This is a genomic window from Mariniflexile maritimum (assembly GCF_009746565.1).
Lineage (GTDB): Bacteria > Bacteroidota > Bacteroidia > Flavobacteriales > Flavobacteriaceae > Mariniflexile > Mariniflexile maritimum.
The window spans coordinates 506,892-526,143 of record NZ_WRPN01000001.1 but is presented as its reverse complement, the minus strand read 5'-3'; the positions used below and the strand labels follow the sequence as shown (position 1 = coordinate 526,143).

The following is a 19,252-nucleotide window of genomic DNA, read 5'->3' as shown; positions in this document are numbered from 1 at the left end:
GTGTTATTTGGTTCCTAAGTAAACTGGTCCAGTAAATGGTGCCAATCCGCTATCTTTTATAGTTACTATGTAATAATATGTTCCGTTTGGTACTTTGCCGGCATTACCTATGGACGATTTACTGGCGTTTCCTTTCCAATCGCCTAGATTTTCTCCAACGGTGTAATTATCAGATTCATATATTAAAGCGCCCCAACGGTTGAATATTTTAACTTCAGCCTTGAATCCACATAATTCAATGCCCGATATGTCGAAAGATTCGTTATAAGCATCACCATTTGGCGTAACCGCTTTTGAAATAACCACGTCGTTTTCACCACAGGGCAGTACTTTACAATAGTTAACAGTCATTGCAATATCGTTGATACTGATGCAGCCATTATCGGTTGTAGTATATCTAAATTTATAGTCTAAACCTTGTAATACCGTGTTTTTGTCCCATATTACATTTTTGGCATCAAATATATTTCCATTGATTGTGGCACTAGGATCACCTTCCAATAATTCCCAAGTTCCATCGGTGTTTAGGTTTTCAGGAGTTAAATTGTTCAGGTTAATGGCACCTTCATCAAAACACAGATCAGGAGCAACAATGTCTGTTATAATTTCATCAAGAGCCACATTGAGCGTTTGTTTATAATCTTTTTCATTGCCACATTCATCTTTAACTGTCCATGTTCTAATAATTTGGTAATCTTTGTAAACGTTTGCAACATAGGTGCTTGTTTCTGCAAATGTTACGGTTATTGCCGATGCAGATGAACAATTGTCGGTAAATGTTAGGGCGGGCACTTCAGGGATGTTAGTACAGCTTACATTTAATTCTGGATTGAATGTTGATGCAGGAACAGGTGCTTTGGTGTCTTTAACAGTTATGATTTGTTCGTATTTACTTGTTAAACCACATTCGTCAGTAGCGACCCAAGTGCGCACAATGGTATAATTATTTGGGCAATCACCGGTCGTTTTTACATCTTTTACCGTTACGGTAGCATCTCCACAGTTATCAATAGCTGTTAATATGTCAGCAGTTGGTACGGCATCACATTCAGCAGTTAAAGTTTTAGGAGGAAGTGTTCCTACAAATGTTGGAGCTTTGGTATCGCGAACTACAATAATTTGGGTATGTTTTGCTGTTAAACCACATTCATCAGTCGCTGTCCAAATACGCGCTAACGTATAGCTATTTGGGCAACTGCCATTGGTTCTATCATCTTTTACCGAAACTGTTGCAGAACCACAGATATCTGTTGCTGTTAATGTTTCAGCAGTAGGAACTGCATCGCACTCTACAACCAAATTTGTGGGAGGTAACGCTTCAACAAATGCTGGAGGCGTGGTATCTTTAACCGTTATGGTTTGAGTGTGTGATTTTGTTAAACCACATTCATCGGTAGCAGTCCAAGTACGCTTAATGGTATAATTATTAATGCAACTACCATTAATTTTCTCTTCAGTTATAGAAACTGAAGCTGTTCCGCAATTATCGGTGGCTGTTAGGATCTCCGCAACAGGAATAGCATTACATTCAACAGTAATATCGCTAGGAAGGTTTGTTTGAACAAACTCTGGTGCTGTTGTATCTGCAGTTGAAATTATCTGATCGGCAGTAGAGAAATTGCCACAGGTATCGGTTGCTTTCCAGGTACGAGTTATTATATAACTACCAGGACATGCTCCATTTGTTGTAACATCCTCATAGGTAATTGTTGGATTTGGGTCACAATTATCGGTTGCTGTGGCGTTTCCAAAAGCGATTGTTGATAAATCCGCACTACATTCAGCGGTCGCATTTGCAGGCAAAGTTAGTACCGGAGCGGTTGTATCTTTAACAGTATAAGTATAAGTGTAAACAGATACATTACCAGCACAATCGGTATAGGTAAAGGTATATACTTTTGTGCCTTCACAAATTGGATCGGCACTTTCTGTAATCACAGGGATAATGGTGTTATTACAAACATCCGTTACAATTGGAGCGGTTGGTTGGATAGCATCTGCAATACATTCCACAGTTGAACTACCATTTGCCGGTACAGTTGGTACTGTTGAAACATCAATGGTATAAGTGTATGTGTAAACCGATTCATTTCCAGCACAATCTGTATAAGTAAAGGTATATACTTTGGTGCCTTCACAAATTGGATCGGCACTTTGAGTAATCACGGGTATAATGTTGTTGCCACAGGCATCGGTTACAATTGGAGCGGTTGGTTGTGTAGCATCTGCAATACATTCTACAATTGAATTTCCACTTACAGGCACTACTGGTTTTGTTGTTAAATCGATGGTATAAGTATAAGTCCAATCCTTTGTATTGCTGGCACAGTCGGTATATGTAAAGGTGAACACCTTGCTGCCGGAACAGGTAGGGTCCGCACTTTGTGCCATTGTAGGCGCAATGGGGCTGCCATTGGCATCCGATACCGTTGGCGGTGTTGGCGTTGTGGCATCTGCAATACAGTTTACGGTAGCGCTACCATTGGCAGGTACTGCAAAAGGAGCGAGCTCAATGGTATAGGTATAGGTCCAATCATGGGTATTGCCCTCACAATCGGTGAAGTTGAAGGTATATACCACGGTTCCCTGGCAATCGGGGGTCGCTGTTTTTATGGCAGCGGCAGGTATAATAGCGTTACCACAGGCATCGCTCACTGTAGGGGGTGTTGGCTCCACGGCATCCGCTAGGTTGCCGACAGTTTGCAAACCGTTTGCGGGTAAGGTGAAGTCAGGGACGTCGATGGTATAAGTGTACGACCAATCGTGGGTGTTGCCTTCACAGTCGGTATAGGTATAGACCCATACCATGTCACCGGAACAGGCGATGTCGGTAGGTGTTGTTTTTAGAACAGGGATTAAAGCATTGCCACAAGCATCGATTACGGTAGGCGTTGCAGGTGCTACTTTGGCATCAACTAAACAATCGACGGTGGAGCCGCCGTTTGCCGGTAGCGCAAAATCGGGCACGTCGATGGAGTAGGTGTACGACCAATCGTGTGCGTTCCCTTCACAGTCGGTATAGGTATAGACCCATACCATGTCACCGGAACAGGCGATGTCGGCAGGTGTTGTTTTTAGAACAGGGATTAAAGCATTCCCACAAGCATCAATTACGGTAGGCGTTGTAGGTGCTACTTTGGCATCAAATAAACAATCTACGGTAGAGCCTGCGTTTTCAGGTGCAGTGAAGTCAGGGACATCGATGGTATAAGTATAAGTCCAATCCTTTGTATTGCCGGCACAGTCGGTATATGTAAAGGTGAACACCTTGCTGCCGGAACAGGTAGGGTCCGTACTTTGTGCCATTGTAGGCGCAATGGGGCTGCCATTGGCATCCGATACCGTTGGCGGTGTTGGCGTTGTGGCATCTGCAATACAGTTTACGGTAGCGCTACCATTGGCAGGTACTGCAAAAGGAGCGAGCTCAATGGTATAGGTATAGGTCCAATCATGGGTATTGCCCTCACAATCGGTGAAGTTGAAGGTATATACCACGGTTCCCTGGCAATCGGGGGTCGCTGTTTTTATGGCAGCGGCAGGTATAATAGCGTTACCACAGGCATCGCTCACTGTAGGGGGTGTTGGCTCCACGGCATCCGCTAGGTTGCCGACAGTTTGCAAACCGTTTGCGGGTAAGGTGAAGTCAGGGACGTCGATGGTATAAGTGTACGACCAATCGTGGGTGTTGCCTTCACAGTCGGTATAGGTATAGACCCATACCATGTCACCGGAACAGGCAATATCGGCAGGTGTTGTTTTTAGAACAGGGATTAAAGCGTTGCCACAGGCATCGATTACGGTAGGCGTTGCAGGTGCTACTTTGGCATCAGCTAAACAATCGACGGTAGAGCCTGCGTTTGCAGGTGCGGTGAAGTCAGGGACATCGATAGTGTAGGTGTACGACCAATCGTGGGTGTTGCCTTCACAGTCGGTATAGGTATAGACCCATACCATGTCTCCTGAACAGGCGATGTCTGCGGGCGATGTCTTCAGCACAGGCGTTATGGCATTGCCACAGGCATCGGTCACGTTGGGCGTTGCAGGTGCTACCTTGGCGGCCGCTAGACAATCGACGGTGGAGCCGCCGTTTGCGGGAGCCGTAAAATCGGGCACGTCGATGGTGTAGGTGTACGACCAATCGTGTGCGTTCCCCTCACAGTCGGTATAGGTATAGACCCATACCATGTCACCGGAACAGGCGATGTCGGTAGGTGTTGTTTTTAGAACAGGGATTAAAGCATTGCCACAAGCATCGATTACGGTAGGCGTTGCAGGTGCTACTTTGGCATCAACTAAACAATCGACGGTGGAGCCGCCGTTTGCCGGTAGCGCAAAATCGGGCACGTCGATGGAGTAGGTGTACGACCAATCGTGTGCGTTCCCTTCACAGTCGGTATAGGTATAGACCCATACCATGTCACCTGAACAGGCAATATCGGCAGGTGTTGTTTTTATAACAGGGATTAAAGCGTTGCCACAAGCATCGATTACGGTAGGCGTCGCGGGTGCTACTTTGGCATCAACTAAACAATCTACGGTAGAGCCTGCGTTTGCGGGAGCCGTAAAGTCAGGGACGTCGATGGTATAAGTGTACGACCAATCGTGTGCGTTCCCCTCACAGTCGGTATAGGTATAGACCCATACCATGTCTCCTGAACAGGCGATGTCTGCGGGCGTTGTCTTAAGCACGGGCGTTATGGCATTGCCACAGGCATCGGTCACGTTGGGCGTTGCAGGTGCTACTTTGGCATCCGCTAGACAATCAACGGTGGAGCCGCCGTTTGCGGGAGCCGTAAAGTCAGGTACGTCGATGGTGTAGGTATATGTCCAATCGGCAGTATTGCCGGCACAGTCGGTATATGTAAAGGTGAACACCTTGCTGCCGGAACAGGTTGGGTCAGCACTTTGTGCCATTGTAGGCGTAATGGGGCTGCCATTGGCATCCGATACCGTTGGCGGTGTTGGCGTTGTGGCATCTGCAATACAGTTTACGGTAGCGCTACCATTGGCAGGTACTGTAAAAGGAGCGAGGTCAATGGTATAGGTATAGGTCCAATCATGGGCATTGCCCTCACAGTCGGTGTAGTTGAAGGTATATACCACGGTTCCCTGGCAATCGGGTGCCGCGGTCCTGGTAGGTGCCGCAGGCACGATGGCATTGCCACAGGCATCGGTCACGTTGGGCGGTGTCGGCGCTACGGCATCCGCTAGGTTGCCAACAGTTTGTAAGCCGTTTGCGGGTAAGGTGAAGTCAGGTACGTCGATGGTGTAGGTGTACGACCAATCGTGTGCGTTCCCTTCACAGTCGGCATAGGTATAGACCCATACCATGTCTCCTGAACAGGCGATATCAGCAGGTGTTGTTTTTAGAACAGGGATTAAAGCATTGCCACAGGCATCGATTACGTTGGGCGTCGCGGGTGCTACTTTGGCATCAGCTAAACAATCTACGGTAGAGCCTGCGTTTGCAGGTGCGGTGAAGTCAGGGACATCGATGGTATAGGTATAAGTCCAATCCTTTGTATTGCCGGCACAGTCGGTATATGTAAAGGTGAACACCTTGCTGCCGGAACAGGTAGGGTCCGCACTTTGTGCCATTGTAGGCGCAATGGGGCTGCCATTGGCATCCGATACCGTTGGCGGTGTTGGCGTTGTGGCATCTGCAATACAGTTCACGGTGGCGCCACCGTTTGCGGGCACCGCAAAAGGAGCGAGCTCAATGGTATAGGTATAGGTCCAATCATGGGCATTGCCCTCACAATCGGTGTATGTGAACGTGTATACCACGGTTCCCTGGCAATCGGGGGTCGCTGTTTTTATGGCAGCGGCAGGCACGATAGCATTGCCACAGGCATCGGTCACGTTGGGCGGTGTTGGCTCCACGGCATTGGCAAGGTTGCCGACAGTTTGCAAACCGTTTGCAGGTAAGGTGAAGTCAGGGACGTCGATGGTATAAGTGTACGACCAATCGTGTGCGTTCCCCTCACAGTCGGTATAGGTATAGACCCATACCATGTCTCCTGAACAGGCGATGTCTGCGGGCGTTGTCTTTAGCACGGGCGTTATGGAATTGCCACAGGCATCAGTCACGTTGGGCGTCGCGGGTGCTACCTTGGCGGCCGCTAAGCAATCTACGGTAGATCCGCCGTTTGCGGGAGCCGTAAAATCGGGCACGTCGATGGAGTAGGTGTACAACCAATCGTGTGCGTTCCCCTCACAGTCGGTATAGGTATAGACCCATACCATGTCACCTGAACAGGCAATATCGGCAGGTGTTGTTTTTAGAACAGGGATTAAAGCGTTGCCACAAGCATCGATTACGGTAGGCGTCGCGGGTGCTACTTTGGCATCAACTAAACAATCTACGGTAGAGCCTGCGTTTGCGGGAGCCGTAAAGTCAGGTACGTTGATGGTATAAGTGTACGACCAATCGTGGGCGTTGCCTTCACAGTCGGTATAGGTATAGACCCATACCATGTCACCTGAACAGGCGATGTCTGCGGGCGTTGTCTTTAGCACGGGCGTTATGGCATTGCCACAGGCATCGGTCACGTTGGGCGTCGCAGGTGCTACTTTGGCATCAGCTAAACAATCTACGGTAGAGCCTGCGTTTGCAGGTGCGGTGAAGTCAGGGACATCGATTGTATAAGTATAAGTCCAATCCTTTGTATTGCCGGCACAGTCGGTATAGGTATAGACCCATACCATGTCACCGGAACAGGCGATATCGGCAGGTGCTGTCTTTAGAACAGGGATTAAAGCGTTGCCACAAGCATCGATTACGGTAGGCGTTGCAGGTGCTACTTTGGCGGCCGCTAAGCAATCGACGGTGGAGCCGCCGTTTGCTGGAGCCGTAAAGTCAACTTGGGTTATTGTTATAGTTTGTGATGCAGTTGCTGTATTTCCACATCCATCAGTAATAGTAAAAGTTCTAGTTACCACTAATGGACAACTTGTGTTAGTATCAATAACATCGATATACGTTATGCTAGCTATGGTTTCATCATCTGAAGCCGTGTAACCTGTTGTAATAAAGGTGTCTTTTATATCGGCAGACTGCGTAGAACTGTAAGGATATCTAGCAGTTGACGCGGTAATATTGTTTACATCACATCCTTCAATGGCAATGGTATTTGGTGCTGTTATTACTGGTACACCTCCATAAACGGTTACTTTTATAGGAACCCTAATTGGACTGATACAAGAATTTGAATAACCTTCTGCTACATAATAAGTGGTTTCTCCGGCAGTACTTGTAGATGGAACGATAGAAGTTTGCGCAGGTGTTGATGGGTTATTATCAGTATAATAGTATAGCGTAAATGCCGATGGCGATGTTGGTGCATCACTAGGAACGGCCGTTAATGGGCTCGCTGGAGCATTTAAACAGTAACTAACGTTCTGTACAGTTGGTACCGAGGATATGTTAGATACATTAATGGTAAATTGGTAATAACAAGTTGTGGATCCAGGAGGAATTGCATAGTACACCGATGACCCTAAAGTAGGAGGAAACGGGTTTGAAGCACTGAACTGGATTGAAGTATTCGTTAAAGGATATTCGTTATAGTATTTAGTACCTGGAGGAAATGCATCTTTTATTTGAGAAGTTTGGATAGGATTAGAGCCAATGTTACAAAAATAAAAATCCCTAACAGCCGTATAGCTTCCACAATTAGCATTAACATAAGCTTCAGAATCTATTGGAAGTATGTTTGGTGTTGGTATAGGCTCGCCCACACAGCTACCATTTGTTTCATAACCTTGGATTAATTGTTGGTTAAATGAAACGCCTGAGGTTGCGCCTGTGCCTGCAATAGAACCCCCTAAAGAAATATTAGAATCGCAATTGGCGTTTACTAAAAGCGAACAATCGGTTGTAGCTTTTAACGTAAAGCTTAAGTCGGCTAAAATTTCATTCGGGTTTCCAGTTGCTGGTAAGGTTCCAAGATTCCAAATAATAGAGCCCGTTGCCCCCGCATTTGGGTCGTAAATGGGCGCATTAGCAGGTGTGAAATTAGTTGAACCGTTATATAGGATACTTAAATTTTGATAAGAAGACGTGTATGGTACCGGTATGGTAATAATGGTATTGTTAGTAGCTTCAGTTCCTTTATTTCTAATTTCTATCTTATAAGTGGCACTTTCACCTGGCAAGAGCACATTGGGGTTTGAGCCGCTGGTATTAATTGCGCTGGTTGTTAACAATACCTCAGGTTCTGGGATATAGGCATCTACGGAAAATGTTAGATTAAATATCACATAGGTATCTTGTGTAGAGCCGTATTTAAAGGAGGTAGAAGTTTGGTTATTGGTAATGTACTGGTTGTCGTTGGAAGGGTTGGCATCGTTGTTTCCGTTATCTACTTCAAACATGGCAATATCCATACCGGTATTGTTTCCATAATTTGGATTTCTAGAATTTCCTCCTGTTACGATGGATGAGTTAAAGAAGTTATTGGTAGCATTGCTACTATGGCTTAAGGATTCATAAACGCCGGTATTTCGTTTTTCAATTTGAAAATAATCTCCAGATATAGCTATATCACCTTCTCCAGCCATAAGCCCTAACTTTAAGTTTACATCGCCATTTTGTACAGCGTTAAAGCCAGAAACATTAAACGTATAATTGGCAGTTATTTGGTTTGCTACATAGGCATGACCATCAAAAACGGTTACGTCGCGCCATTTCATTTTAGAGTTTTCATAAACCACTACCATTCCCCAGCCACCATAATAACCGGTAGCATCAGATTCACCTTCTCTTAAAGCAATGTCTGCAACAAAATAATCTCCAAGGCCATGAAGTTTCACGTAATCGGTAATTTCAGCATAGGCAGAGAACATATAACCATCGCCAGTAGTTGGGTAATAAATATTATTGTCTGCAGCCGTGATATTATCATAGGTTGTAGCGGAAGGGCCTTTTAATAGCACTTTATGTTTATCAAAACTTTTTTTAGTATTTACATAGGCACGATCGGTATTGTCTGTTCTTAAAGCCGAAACTTCTAAAACATAATTTGAGGTTGAAAAAACCTCATAATTAGTCGTAAAGTTAAATCGATTGTTGTTGTAAGTATTGGGTATGTTGGCACTCCAGCCACCGCCATTTCTTTGAACTTGAATGGCATTATTGGATGAGTTAATCCTGAACCGAACGGTGTCTCCAGTGCCCGCAGGGGTAAATAAAAAATAAGTATAGTTACTATCGGTTGAAATATTTAAGGTGTAATTTGTTTTATCAATAGTATTGTTGTGGTATATGGTGTTTGGGTTTACCACTTCAAACGTATTTTCAATGTTCGATCTACCTGTCCAATACAATCCTGCATACACAATATTGGAACAATCTGGATTGGCGCCATTTTCGGTTGAAAACGTTAAATTGGCTGAAGATGAGTTCCAAGTATTAATATCTCCATCAATATCAACGTATTTCATCTCGTTGTTGTTTGATGCATTGGTTGGATAGGTAAAACCGGCCAATTGTAGGTTGGTGTTTCCTATCATGGTAAAATCGCCCTTTAGGGTATAATTGGTTTTTGTAGGCGTAAAGTCCGATGCTCTTGGGGTAAAAGGCACCCTAACCTGACCATAACTTGTATAAATTGCACTTATAAGCAAAACGGCAAACAGCATCAATTTAATTGAAACGGTATTTGCAACTGTTTTTTTAGTGTAATGTTTTTTCATTTTTCAAACTTTTAAATGGATGGTATCTTTAGGACTTTTATGAAGGCGTTTCAGATTTGTAGAACACTCTTATGGCAGCATCAGAGGTTACAAAGCTTTTAAGTTGTTGTTCGCTGCATTTAAAATTGCATTTTATGTAAACGTATTTTAAACTATTAAAACCATTGGCTTGCGTAAGGTTTATTTTATTGTTCAAATCGCTTTCACTATTCAAAACAATGGTAATAAGCTCTACATCGCTAAAATCTTGGTTGTTTTGGTTTAATATGTTAAAAGACTTGGCATCATTAAAAGTTAGCTTTGATGCAGAAGTTATATTTTTGTTGCTTTTTCTTAAACTATTATTTTCAACATAAATGGTTGCATGAAGGTTAAGCGCCAATGCATAAAAATCTTCCCTGTCGTTTAGGTTTGCTTTTTTTGAACTGGTTTTTGCTAAACTGTTCGTTTCACTTAGTTCATAAATACCCTTTTCCTGTGCCGTTGTTTTGTTAAAAGAACATAAGGATACACATAGGGAAAACAAAAAAGTATAAAACGCAAAAGTCGATTTATTTCTCATGGCTAAAAAAAGATTATTTTAATTAAAATATATTATAATACAGACACTAACGCAACGCAATGGTCACTCTTAGTTTCTGAATGTTAAAATCAACGATAAAATAGTTTTTGAGGGAAAAAACTGCGAGGGAAAAACATTGTACAACAATGCTATGGCTTTTTGTGAAATTAGATTTGGGGTCATAAGTTTCAATTATATAGGTAGAACAAATTAACGTATAAGCTATGTGTTGGTCAAAATAAAATGTTAAATCACTTAAAAAATCGATTAAAAGCTCCAAGTTGCGCTTAATCGCAATAATGTGTTATTTGTCGGTTGTAAAATTTTAATATCCTAATGCTTTAATAATTAATGCGTTTGTTAGCGTTTTCCACCATAATAAAAACAAAATTTGTAACTTTATCGAGCAAATAAAATGAATTTAATCGAAAAAAACAACCTTTTATCGATTAAATTTACAGTTAATCGAAAATTTTATGAAAAAGCTACTCATCGTTAGGCATGCCAAATCATCGTGGGAGCATCACCTGAACGACCATGATCGCCCGTTGAATGAACGCGGTATTTCCGACGCACATTTAGTTTCAAACCATTTAAATGCAAACGATTTAGCCATCGATTTGGCGATTTCAAGTGATGCGGTTCGAGCCAAAACAACGGCAAACATTTTTGTTGAAAATCTGCATATCCAACCAAGTATATTTCATGTTGAACCAGATCTCTATGATTTTTCAGGAAACAATTTGATCCGGATTATTAAAAATTGCGATAACCGTGTGCATAATTTGATGGTTTTTGGCCACAACCACGCCATTACAGCGTTTGTAAATACTTTTGGTGATCGATATATAGAAAACGTACCAACCTGTGGTGTGGTAACAATAGTGTTTGATGTGGACAGATGGCAAGATTTAACCAAAGGAAAAACCATAAGTGCTTTATTTCCAAGAGATTTAAAAAACGACCCTTCTTTTTAGTGTCTTCAGCAGTAAATGGTTCATAGTAATCGTGAAGAATCGTAAAACATCTTCATTTTTTTAATGGGTTTATTTAACCTAAATAGGATATATTTGTGAAAAGTCCCAACATATTTTAAGCATGATCAAACCAGAAGTTCACACGAACATTTATATAAACCGAGAAATAAGCTGGTTGCAATTTAACGCGCGGGTTTTGCAAGAAGCATCCGACGAAACGGTTCCTTTAATAGAGCGTTTGCGTTTTTTAGGCATTTTTTCGAACAACCTCGACGAGTTTTTTAAAGTACGCTATGCAACAGTAAAGCGAATTGTTGATGCCGGAAAAGGCGGTAAAACCGAATTGGGCGGTATGAAGGCTACCGAATTGCTGGAAATTATTACCCAAATAGTTATAAAACAACAAAGTGAAAGTTTAGAGGTTTTGGACAGCATCCAAATGCGCCTGAAAGATGAAAACATTTACATCATCAATGAAACCCAAATTAACGATACGCAGCACGAGTTTTTAAGAAAATATTTTATTAGAAAAGTTAGTCCTGCCCTGGTAACCATTATTTTAAACGATGCAGTTTTATTGCCAAACCTAAAGGATAGCGCCGCTTATTTGGCCGTTAGGATGGAAATGAACAATGCTAAAAAACAGTTTGCATTAATTGAAATACCAAAATCCATAAACCGCTTTGTGGAACTTCCAAAGCAGGACGATAAAAACTTCATCATTTTAATAGACGATTTATTGCGCCATTGCTTGCGCGATATTTTTAACATTTTCGACTACAAAAGCATTTCAGCCCACATGATTAAGATAACCCGCGATGGGGAATTGGATTTTGAGAGCGATTTGAGCAAAAGTTTTATTGAAAAAATATCCGATAGTGTGAAGCACCGCCAATTGGGCAACCCCGTGCGCTTTGTTTATGATAAAACCATTGATGCTGAAACTTTGGAATTTTTAATGACTAAAATGGGCATTGAAGATACCGACAGCATCATACCCGGAGGTCGCTACCACAACCGTCGCGATTACATGAGCTTCCCTAGTTTAGGGCGTACCGATTTAATGTACAGTAAAATAGAGGCTTTGCCCATTAAGGGACTTAGCTTGGAATCCAGCATATTTGAAGCCATCAAACAAAAAGATTACCTGCTGCACGCGCCCTACCAAACGTTTTCGTACATCGTTAAATTTTTGCGCGAGGCCGCTTTGGACCCCAAGGTAAGAACCATAAAAATAACCATATATAGGTTGGCACAAATATCCGATATTGCCAGTTCGCTTATAAATGCCGCCATAAACGGCAAGCAAGTAACGGTTTCCATAGAACTTCAAGCTAGGTTCGACGAGCAGGCCAACATCAACTATGCCCAACAAATGGAAGATGAAGGCATCAATTTGGTTTTTGGCGTAAAAGGTTTAAAAGTGCACAGCAAAATGTGCATCATCGAGCGGGAAGAAGGGAAGAAGCTAAAACGGTATGGTTTTATAAGCACCGGAAATTTTAACGAATCGACCGCAAAAGTATATACCGATTATACCTTGTTCACCTCCGACCAGCGTATCCTGAAAGATGTAACTAAAATTTTCAGCTTTTTTGAATCGAACTATAAAATATTCCGTTACAAGCATTTAATAACATCGCCCCATCATACCAAAAAATCAATTTTCAAATTAATTGATGCCGAAATCCAAAACGTAAAAAACGGGAACGAAGGCTTAATACGTTTAAAAATGAACAGTATTTCAAGTTACAACATGGTCGATAAACTATATGAAGCCAGTAACGCAGGCGTTAAAATTGAAATGATCATAAGGGGGATTTGCTGTTTGGTTCCGGGCATTAAGGGCATGAGCGAAAATATTGAGGTTATTAGTGTGGTCGATAAATTTTTAGAACATTCCAGGGTATATATATTTGGCAATAACGGCAACCCCAAGGTGTATATTTCTTCTGCCGATTGGATGACAAGGAACATAGAAAATAGGGTAGAAGTGAGCTGCCCCATTTATGATGAAGCCATAAAACAAGAAATTATCGACACCTTCAATATTTGTTGGAGCGATAACGTGAAGGCACGGGTATTGAACGCTTCACAAGAAAATGAATATAAGATAAATGATAAAGAAAAAGTAAGGTCGCAGTTTGAAACCTACAATTATTACTTAAAAAAACTAGAAAATTAACATGCTTTCAATAAAAAAATATGCAGCGATCGATATTGGTTCCAATGCCGTTAGGCTGCTTATATCCAACATTATAGAACAAAAGGGCAAACCGGTACTGTTCAAAAAAAACTCCTTGGTGCGTGTGCCCATTCGCTTGGGTTCGGATGTGTTTTTAAACCATAAAATTTCCAAGGAAAACACGCAACGAATTTTAGATACCATGCACGCGTTTAAATTATTGATGAAATCGCATAAAGTGGTAAAATATAAAGCCTGTGCCACTTCGGCCATGCGCGAATCCTTGAACGGAAAACAAGTGGTGGATTTGGTTTTTAAACAATCGGGAATTAAAATTGATGTTATTGAGGGCGAAGAAGAAGCCGCAATAATAGCTGCCACCGATTTAAACTCATATATCGATAAAAGCAAAACGTACCTATATGTTGATGTGGGCGGAGGTAGCACCGAGTTTACCGTTATTCACGAAGGCAATCCCGTAACATCAAAATCGTTTAAAATAGGAACGGTTCGTTTATTGAACGATATGGTATCCAACGAGGCATGGCACGAACTGGAACAATGGATTAAAACGCATACCGTTGGTTATGAAAAAATTTCGGTGCTGGGTTCTGGTGGCAACATTAACAAAATTTTCAAGGTTTCGGGCAAAGCCTTGGGCAAACCTTTAACGTATTTCTATTTAACGTCGTATTACAATATGCTCCAGCGTTATTCTTACGAAGAGCGAATAACCGAATTGGACTTAAACCAGGATAGGGCCGACGTAATTATTCCTGCCACACGCATTTACCTGTCTGCCATGAAATGGAGTGGCGCCAAAAACCTCTATGTACCAAAAATAGGATTGGCCGACGGTATTATAAAAAGCATCTACTATGATACGGTTTCTAGCAATACACAGTAAAATTGTGCCATTCACCTTTTAAAATTGCACCATTTTAATTTTATAATATATATTCGTATAACATAAATTGTAAAAATTTATAACCCAAACCTATTAATTATGAAGAATATATTTTTAACACTGCTGCTTGTTATGTCCTTTTACGGATTTTCGCAAGATGTGAAGTATGGTGTACGAGGTGGTTACAACATTTCAAATTTAGATTTTGAAGGTAATACCCCAAAAACCAATGCCCACAGAAATAGTATCTACATTGGTTTTTTTGGTGATATCCGTTTATCGAAAACCGTATCATTGGTGCCCGAAATACAATTTTCTGCTGAAGGTGCCAAAGTAGAAGTTTGGCAATTGGATTACATTCAAGCGCCTATTTTTTTGAAGTTTAGATTGAGTGAGAAAATACACGTTGGTCTGGGGCCACAAGTAGGACTTAAAGTGAACAAGGTTGATGATGTTGCCAAAAACATGGCCTATTCTGGTGTGGCTGGGTTGGAGTATAAACTTTCGCATACGTTGTTTGCCGATGTTCGATACACCTACGGCTTTGCGAACGTTTTTGATGATTATGTGCCTTTTGAAGCAAAAAACAGGAACATTCAAATTGGGGTTGGCTATAAATTCTAACCGAGAACGATTTCCATTTCAGTAAAATACACAAAATTTTAGTCTCATATTCAAGAAGTTGCTGCCATTGTGTAGCAACTTTTTTTTTAGACCAATTGCATTATTTTTTTATGAATTTTAAGGTTTTAGCTTCTTGAAAATTAATTGGGGAAGTTAATCTTAAAAAATAAAGTCCTGAATGTAGATTTTCTATGTTTATCGAATCATTCTGAAGCATCCCTTGGTTAACTGTTTTACCATCCACAGAAACTATTTTATAATTTAACGAAACAGCATTAAGTTCTGGAAACACAAGCCTTAAATGGCTAGTTGCTGGGTTTTCAACCAAATAAATTTTTGAATTTTTAAATATGGTTTCTTCCAAAGACAATACTCTATCGGAATAAATTAATTGTTCACCACTAGTATTGGTTAACATCAATGTTTTACCTTCATTGGATAAAGTATAACTAAAGGTGCTGGTAGTATTGGATAGTATGGAAGTGTAAAGATCGGTGTATGAATTTGTACAGCTTCCGGAAACACCATTGTACTGAAACATTTTAAAGGCATTTTGGTTCGATTCGTACATATTATAAAATCCGTTAAAATCATGGCATCCATCAAACCCATTTAACAACGATTTCCCATAAATATCATTAAAATTTGTGGTTAAGTTTAATGTAGGTGTATTTGAAGTTGGAACTGTAACCACACCGGCACTGGTTTCAATGCTGTTTAAATACCATGTTTTAAATAGGGCCAAGGTTGAAGGTGTTTTTGAAAACACGGCATGATTTCCGTTTGCACTTGTTAAGGTTAGGGTTTCACCATTACCAGATATTAGGTAACTAAAGTTGTTAAGTACAATATTAAAATACTCAAGTTCATAAAAGTTTAAAATCCCTGCGCAACCCATTAAAGTAACCCCATCAATGCGAACGTTAACCTCATTGCCGTTTTCTATGGTGTAAGTGCCACTAAAATCATTGCAGGTAGCACGCCCGCTTATTTCGGTTTCCGTAAAATTTAACTTGATATTTAATGGTTCAATGCTGTAATTAAAATAATTGTCAAATTGAGTGCCATTCACATTTATATATTGCAAGTACCAAGAAACGTTGGTTATGCTATTTTGACCAACTGAAATGATACTGGCAAACAGTAAAAAAAGAAGGTATTTGTGTTTCATAAATGAAGATTTCGTAAGCAATATCAAAAAAATACAGATTATCCGTGAACGGTTTCCTTTTTACCTAAATTGGCCATAATTTTGGCCTCATATTCAAGCAGTTGCTGCCATTTCGCATCAACTTCCTTTTTTTCGCCGTATTGTCTGGCAAACCCTAAAAACATGGTGTAGTGGTTGGCTTCGCTTACCATTAAATTTCTGTAAAAGGTTGCCAATTCTTTGTCTTTTAGCTGTTCCGATAAGAGTCTGAAACGCTCGCAACTTCTGGCTTCAATTAAGGCAGCATATAATAAGCGATGTACCAATTGGTTGGTCCTGCTGCCGCCTTTCGGGAAAAATTTCAACAGTTCTAGCACATAATCATCGCGTCGGTCCCTGCCAAGGGTCCATCCGCGCTCAATAATTTTGTCGTGTACCATTTTAAAATGGCTGATTTCCTCTTTCACCAAGGCCACCATTTCCTGCACCAGTTCGGTATATTCAGGAAAACTAACAATAAGTGAAATGGCGGTGCTGGTTGCCTTTTGTTCGCAAAATGCATGGTCGGTTAATATTTCCTCTATGTTTTTTTCAACAATATTTACCCATCGTGGGTCGGTTGGAAGTTTAAGTCCTAACATAATTAATAGGTTTCTAATTTTTTTAAACTGTAGGTTCCTTGGTTTCCTATCTTAATTCTATACAATATAAAATTATCATCTTCAGGATTTAAAAAAACGGTCAATAAATTTATGGAATCTTTTTCAATAGGGGTGTCATCATCCAACCAAACCCTTGTATTTATGGCATTGGGTATGGAATCAAGAATGTTGATGTTGTTTTTGGCGAAGAATGCCATATCAATTTTTTCATTGAACAGCAGTTGGTTTTTTCTTTTTATTTTCACTTCCGAAATCCAATCGCGATGGTGTTGTATATGCAAAATACTGTCAATTGTATGTTTTGTTATGACCGATTTTTTCATGTTTGTATATGTTTTTATACTAATTGAAAAACCATTGCTTAAAATGGTATCGGTTTTCATTTCTGCATATTCCTTGGGAATGTATTCAATGAATTCTAGTGAATCCTTAAATTGTGAAACAGCATCTTTTAATGATTCAGCTTTCGATTTTCTGCCATCACAACCGCTAAAGCATAACATTGAAATTAATATTATAAATAACGCTCTCATATATAACTAATTAAATATCCAAGTCGAAGGTTTTTCTTAAAATTTCTATGTTTGGGTTTTTCTCTTTTAACTTTTCAAATTTTTCCTGTGTTGTGTAAGCGTATTGTTTTTCCATTTCTTCGTTCACCGTAATTGCCAAATGGATGTCGAAGTTATTCAACGCTTTTCGTATAAATGCCAGTAATTCATATTGTTGGCGTTCCAGCTCCACTTTATTGGTGGCATTTGGAAACTCTAAATGGATGGCAGTTCCACTTACTTTCGGGGTGTCAATGGATAAAATGGACGCTAAATTGTGCTTGCCCAGATCTTGCAGTTGGGCAATATATTCGTTCCAAACAGTTATGAGTGCCGTTTCGGTAAAGGCTTCTTTGGGCAGGTTTTCTTCATCAACAACAACATCCATTTGCTTGATGAGATGTTCTTTTTTTACTTTAAGGCTTTTTAACGATAGGCCCGAAGCCCGTTTGAGGTCGAGATTTAAAGCAATTTTTTCGGGCTCGATAACCTGAAATTTAGTGGAAGCATCAGCGGGAACCTCATTTTTTTTTACTTCAGAAGGGTTAGGTTTAACAGGTTCGTTTATGGTCGCAATGTTTTTGGGAATTGAAACGGTAACCGGTGCGATGCCTTTGTTTTTGAAGTAAGAAGCGGGAATTATGTAATGTCTGCTATTTTTTTTTTCTCCATCAAAAGTGATAGAGGCAAGTTGCATAAGGCATAACTCAATGAGCAGGCGTTGGTTTTTGCTGGTTTTATATTTTAAATCGCAGTCGTTGGCAAGGTTGATGCCTTGTAGCAAAAACTCTTGCGAAGCTTTTTGCGATTGCTCTAAATACTTCTTTTTGGTTTCTTCGCCCACTTCAAGCAACTCAATGGTTTGGGGCGTTTTGCTCACCAATAAATCTCTAAAATGAGATGCTAGACCAGCAATATAATGGTGCCCATCAAAACCTTTTGCAAGGGTTTCGTTAAACTGGATGAGCAACTCCGGTATTTTGTTTTCCAAAATTAAATCGGTGCTGGTAAAATAGGTTTCGTAATCCAGCACGTTTAAGTTTTCTGTAACGGCGTGTCGGGTCAATTCCTTTCCCGAAAAACTAACCACCCTATCAAAAATGGATAAGGCATCGCGCATGGCGCCATCGGCCTTTTGGGCTATAATGTGAAGTGCATCGTCATCGGCAGTAATACCTTGTTCTTCTGCAATGTACTTTAAATAATCTTTGGCATCGCGTACGGTAATGCGTTTAAAATCAAATATTTGGCACCTCGAAAGAATGGTTGGTATTATTTTGTGCTTTTCGGTAGTCGCCAAAATAAAAATACAGTGTTTTGGCGGTTCTTCCAAGGTTTTTAAAAACGCGTTAAAAGCGGCCTGCGATAGCATGTGCACCTCGTCTATAATATATACTTTGTATTTGCCAACCTGGGGCGGAATGCGCACTTGGTCGGTTAAACTCCTAATATCGTCAACCGAGTTGTTTGAAGCGGCATCGAGCTCGAAAATATTAAAGGCAAAATCTTCATCGCCGGTTTCGGTGCCATCGCTGTTGATCATTTTCGCCAAAATTCGGGCACAGGTTGTTTTACCAACACCACGCGGACCGGTAAATAAAAGGGCTTGGGCTAAATGGTTGTGTTCAATGGCATTAAGCAAAGTGTTTGTAATAGCCTGCTGCCCCACCACGTCTTTAAACGTTTGCGGACGGTATTTTCTAGCCGATACTACAAAGTGTTCCATGGAATTTCTTAAAGTAACAAAGTTAAAAAATGAATTCAGAAATATGAATTATGGATTGGGAATTTAGAATTAGTTATTAACAAAATTGAAGGTGCAAATTGGATAGAACTTTTTTGAATTTCACACAAATATTGGCGAACTTCGTTTGATATGAAAAATTGAAGGGTGTTAATTTAAAATTGCTTAGCATTTCAATTGTAAACTCTAAATTT

Annotated in this window: 10 protein-coding genes; 4 read left to right on the top strand and 6 right to left on the bottom strand. The window is 40.8% G+C overall.

Annotation, left to right across the window (positions count from 1 at the left end):
* Positions 1-3 precede the first annotated feature (3 nt).
* Positions 4-9,696: a gliding motility-associated C-terminal domain-containing protein gene (locus GQO80_RS02255; protein ID WP_157206596.1), complete on the bottom strand. Its 9,693-nt coding sequence runs from the start codon at positions 9,694-9,696 to the stop codon at positions 4-6.
* Positions 9,697-9,733: 37 nt separating this feature from the next.
* Positions 9,734-10,258 (bottom strand): hypothetical protein, encoded by a 525-nt coding sequence (locus GQO80_RS02250; RefSeq protein WP_157206594.1) that lies wholly within the window; start codon positions 10,256-10,258, stop codon positions 9,734-9,736.
* 476 nt (positions 10,259-10,734) lie between these two features.
* Here GQO80_RS02250 and GQO80_RS02245 point away from each other — a divergent pair, with 476 nt between their 5' ends.
* The 4 genes from GQO80_RS02245 to GQO80_RS02230 all read left to right on the top strand — a co-directional run bounded on the left by GQO80_RS02245 (position 10,735) and on the right by GQO80_RS02230 (position 14,951).
* Complete coding sequence (locus GQO80_RS02245; protein WP_157206592.1) at positions 10,735-11,235, top strand: SixA phosphatase family protein; 501 nt, start codon at positions 10,735-10,737, stop codon at positions 11,233-11,235.
* Positions 11,236-11,356: 121 nt separating this feature from the next.
* The gene (gene ppk1, locus GQO80_RS02240) at positions 11,357-13,420 is read left to right on the top strand and encodes a polyphosphate kinase 1 (RefSeq protein WP_157206590.1); all 2,064 of its coding nucleotides are present in this window, start codon (positions 11,357-11,359) and stop codon (positions 13,418-13,420) included.
* Position 13,421: 1 nt separating this feature from the next.
* On the top strand, positions 13,422-14,327 hold the full coding sequence (locus GQO80_RS02235; RefSeq protein ID WP_157206588.1) for a Ppx/GppA phosphatase family protein: 906 nt from the start codon (positions 13,422-13,424) through the stop codon (positions 14,325-14,327).
* Positions 14,328-14,426: 99 nt separating this feature from the next.
* Positions 14,427-14,951, top strand: a complete 525-nt coding sequence (locus GQO80_RS02230; RefSeq protein ID WP_157206586.1) for a porin family protein — start codon at positions 14,427-14,429, stop codon at positions 14,949-14,951.
* Between the two features lie 100 nt (positions 14,952-15,051).
* Here GQO80_RS02230 and GQO80_RS02225 read toward each other — a convergent pair whose 3' ends face one another.
* Genes GQO80_RS02225 through dnaX form a run of 4 tightly spaced genes read right to left on the bottom strand, consistent with a single transcriptional unit; the run spans position 15,052 to position 19,040 of the window.
* Positions 15,052-16,122, bottom strand: coding sequence for an META domain-containing protein (locus GQO80_RS02225; RefSeq protein WP_157206584.1), 1,071 nt, complete (start codon positions 16,120-16,122; stop codon positions 15,052-15,054).
* Positions 16,123-16,160: 38 nt separating this feature from the next.
* Positions 16,161-16,742 carry a tRNA-(ms[2]io[6]A)-hydroxylase gene (miaE, locus tag GQO80_RS02220; RefSeq protein WP_157206582.1) on the bottom strand — a complete coding sequence of 194 codons (582 nt, stop codon included), beginning with the start codon at positions 16,740-16,742 and terminating at the stop codon, positions 16,161-16,163.
* A 2-nt stretch (positions 16,743-16,744) separates the two neighbouring features.
* On the bottom strand, positions 16,745-17,266 hold the full coding sequence (locus GQO80_RS02215) for a hypothetical protein (RefSeq protein ID WP_157206580.1): 522 nt from the start codon (positions 17,264-17,266) through the stop codon (positions 16,745-16,747).
* Between the two features lie 40 nt (positions 17,267-17,306).
* A complete protein-coding gene (gene dnaX, locus GQO80_RS02210) occupies positions 17,307-19,040 on the bottom strand; it encodes a DNA polymerase III subunit gamma/tau (RefSeq protein ID WP_157206578.1) in 1,734 nt (577 codons plus the stop codon).
* Positions 19,041-19,252: the final 212 nt, after the last annotated feature.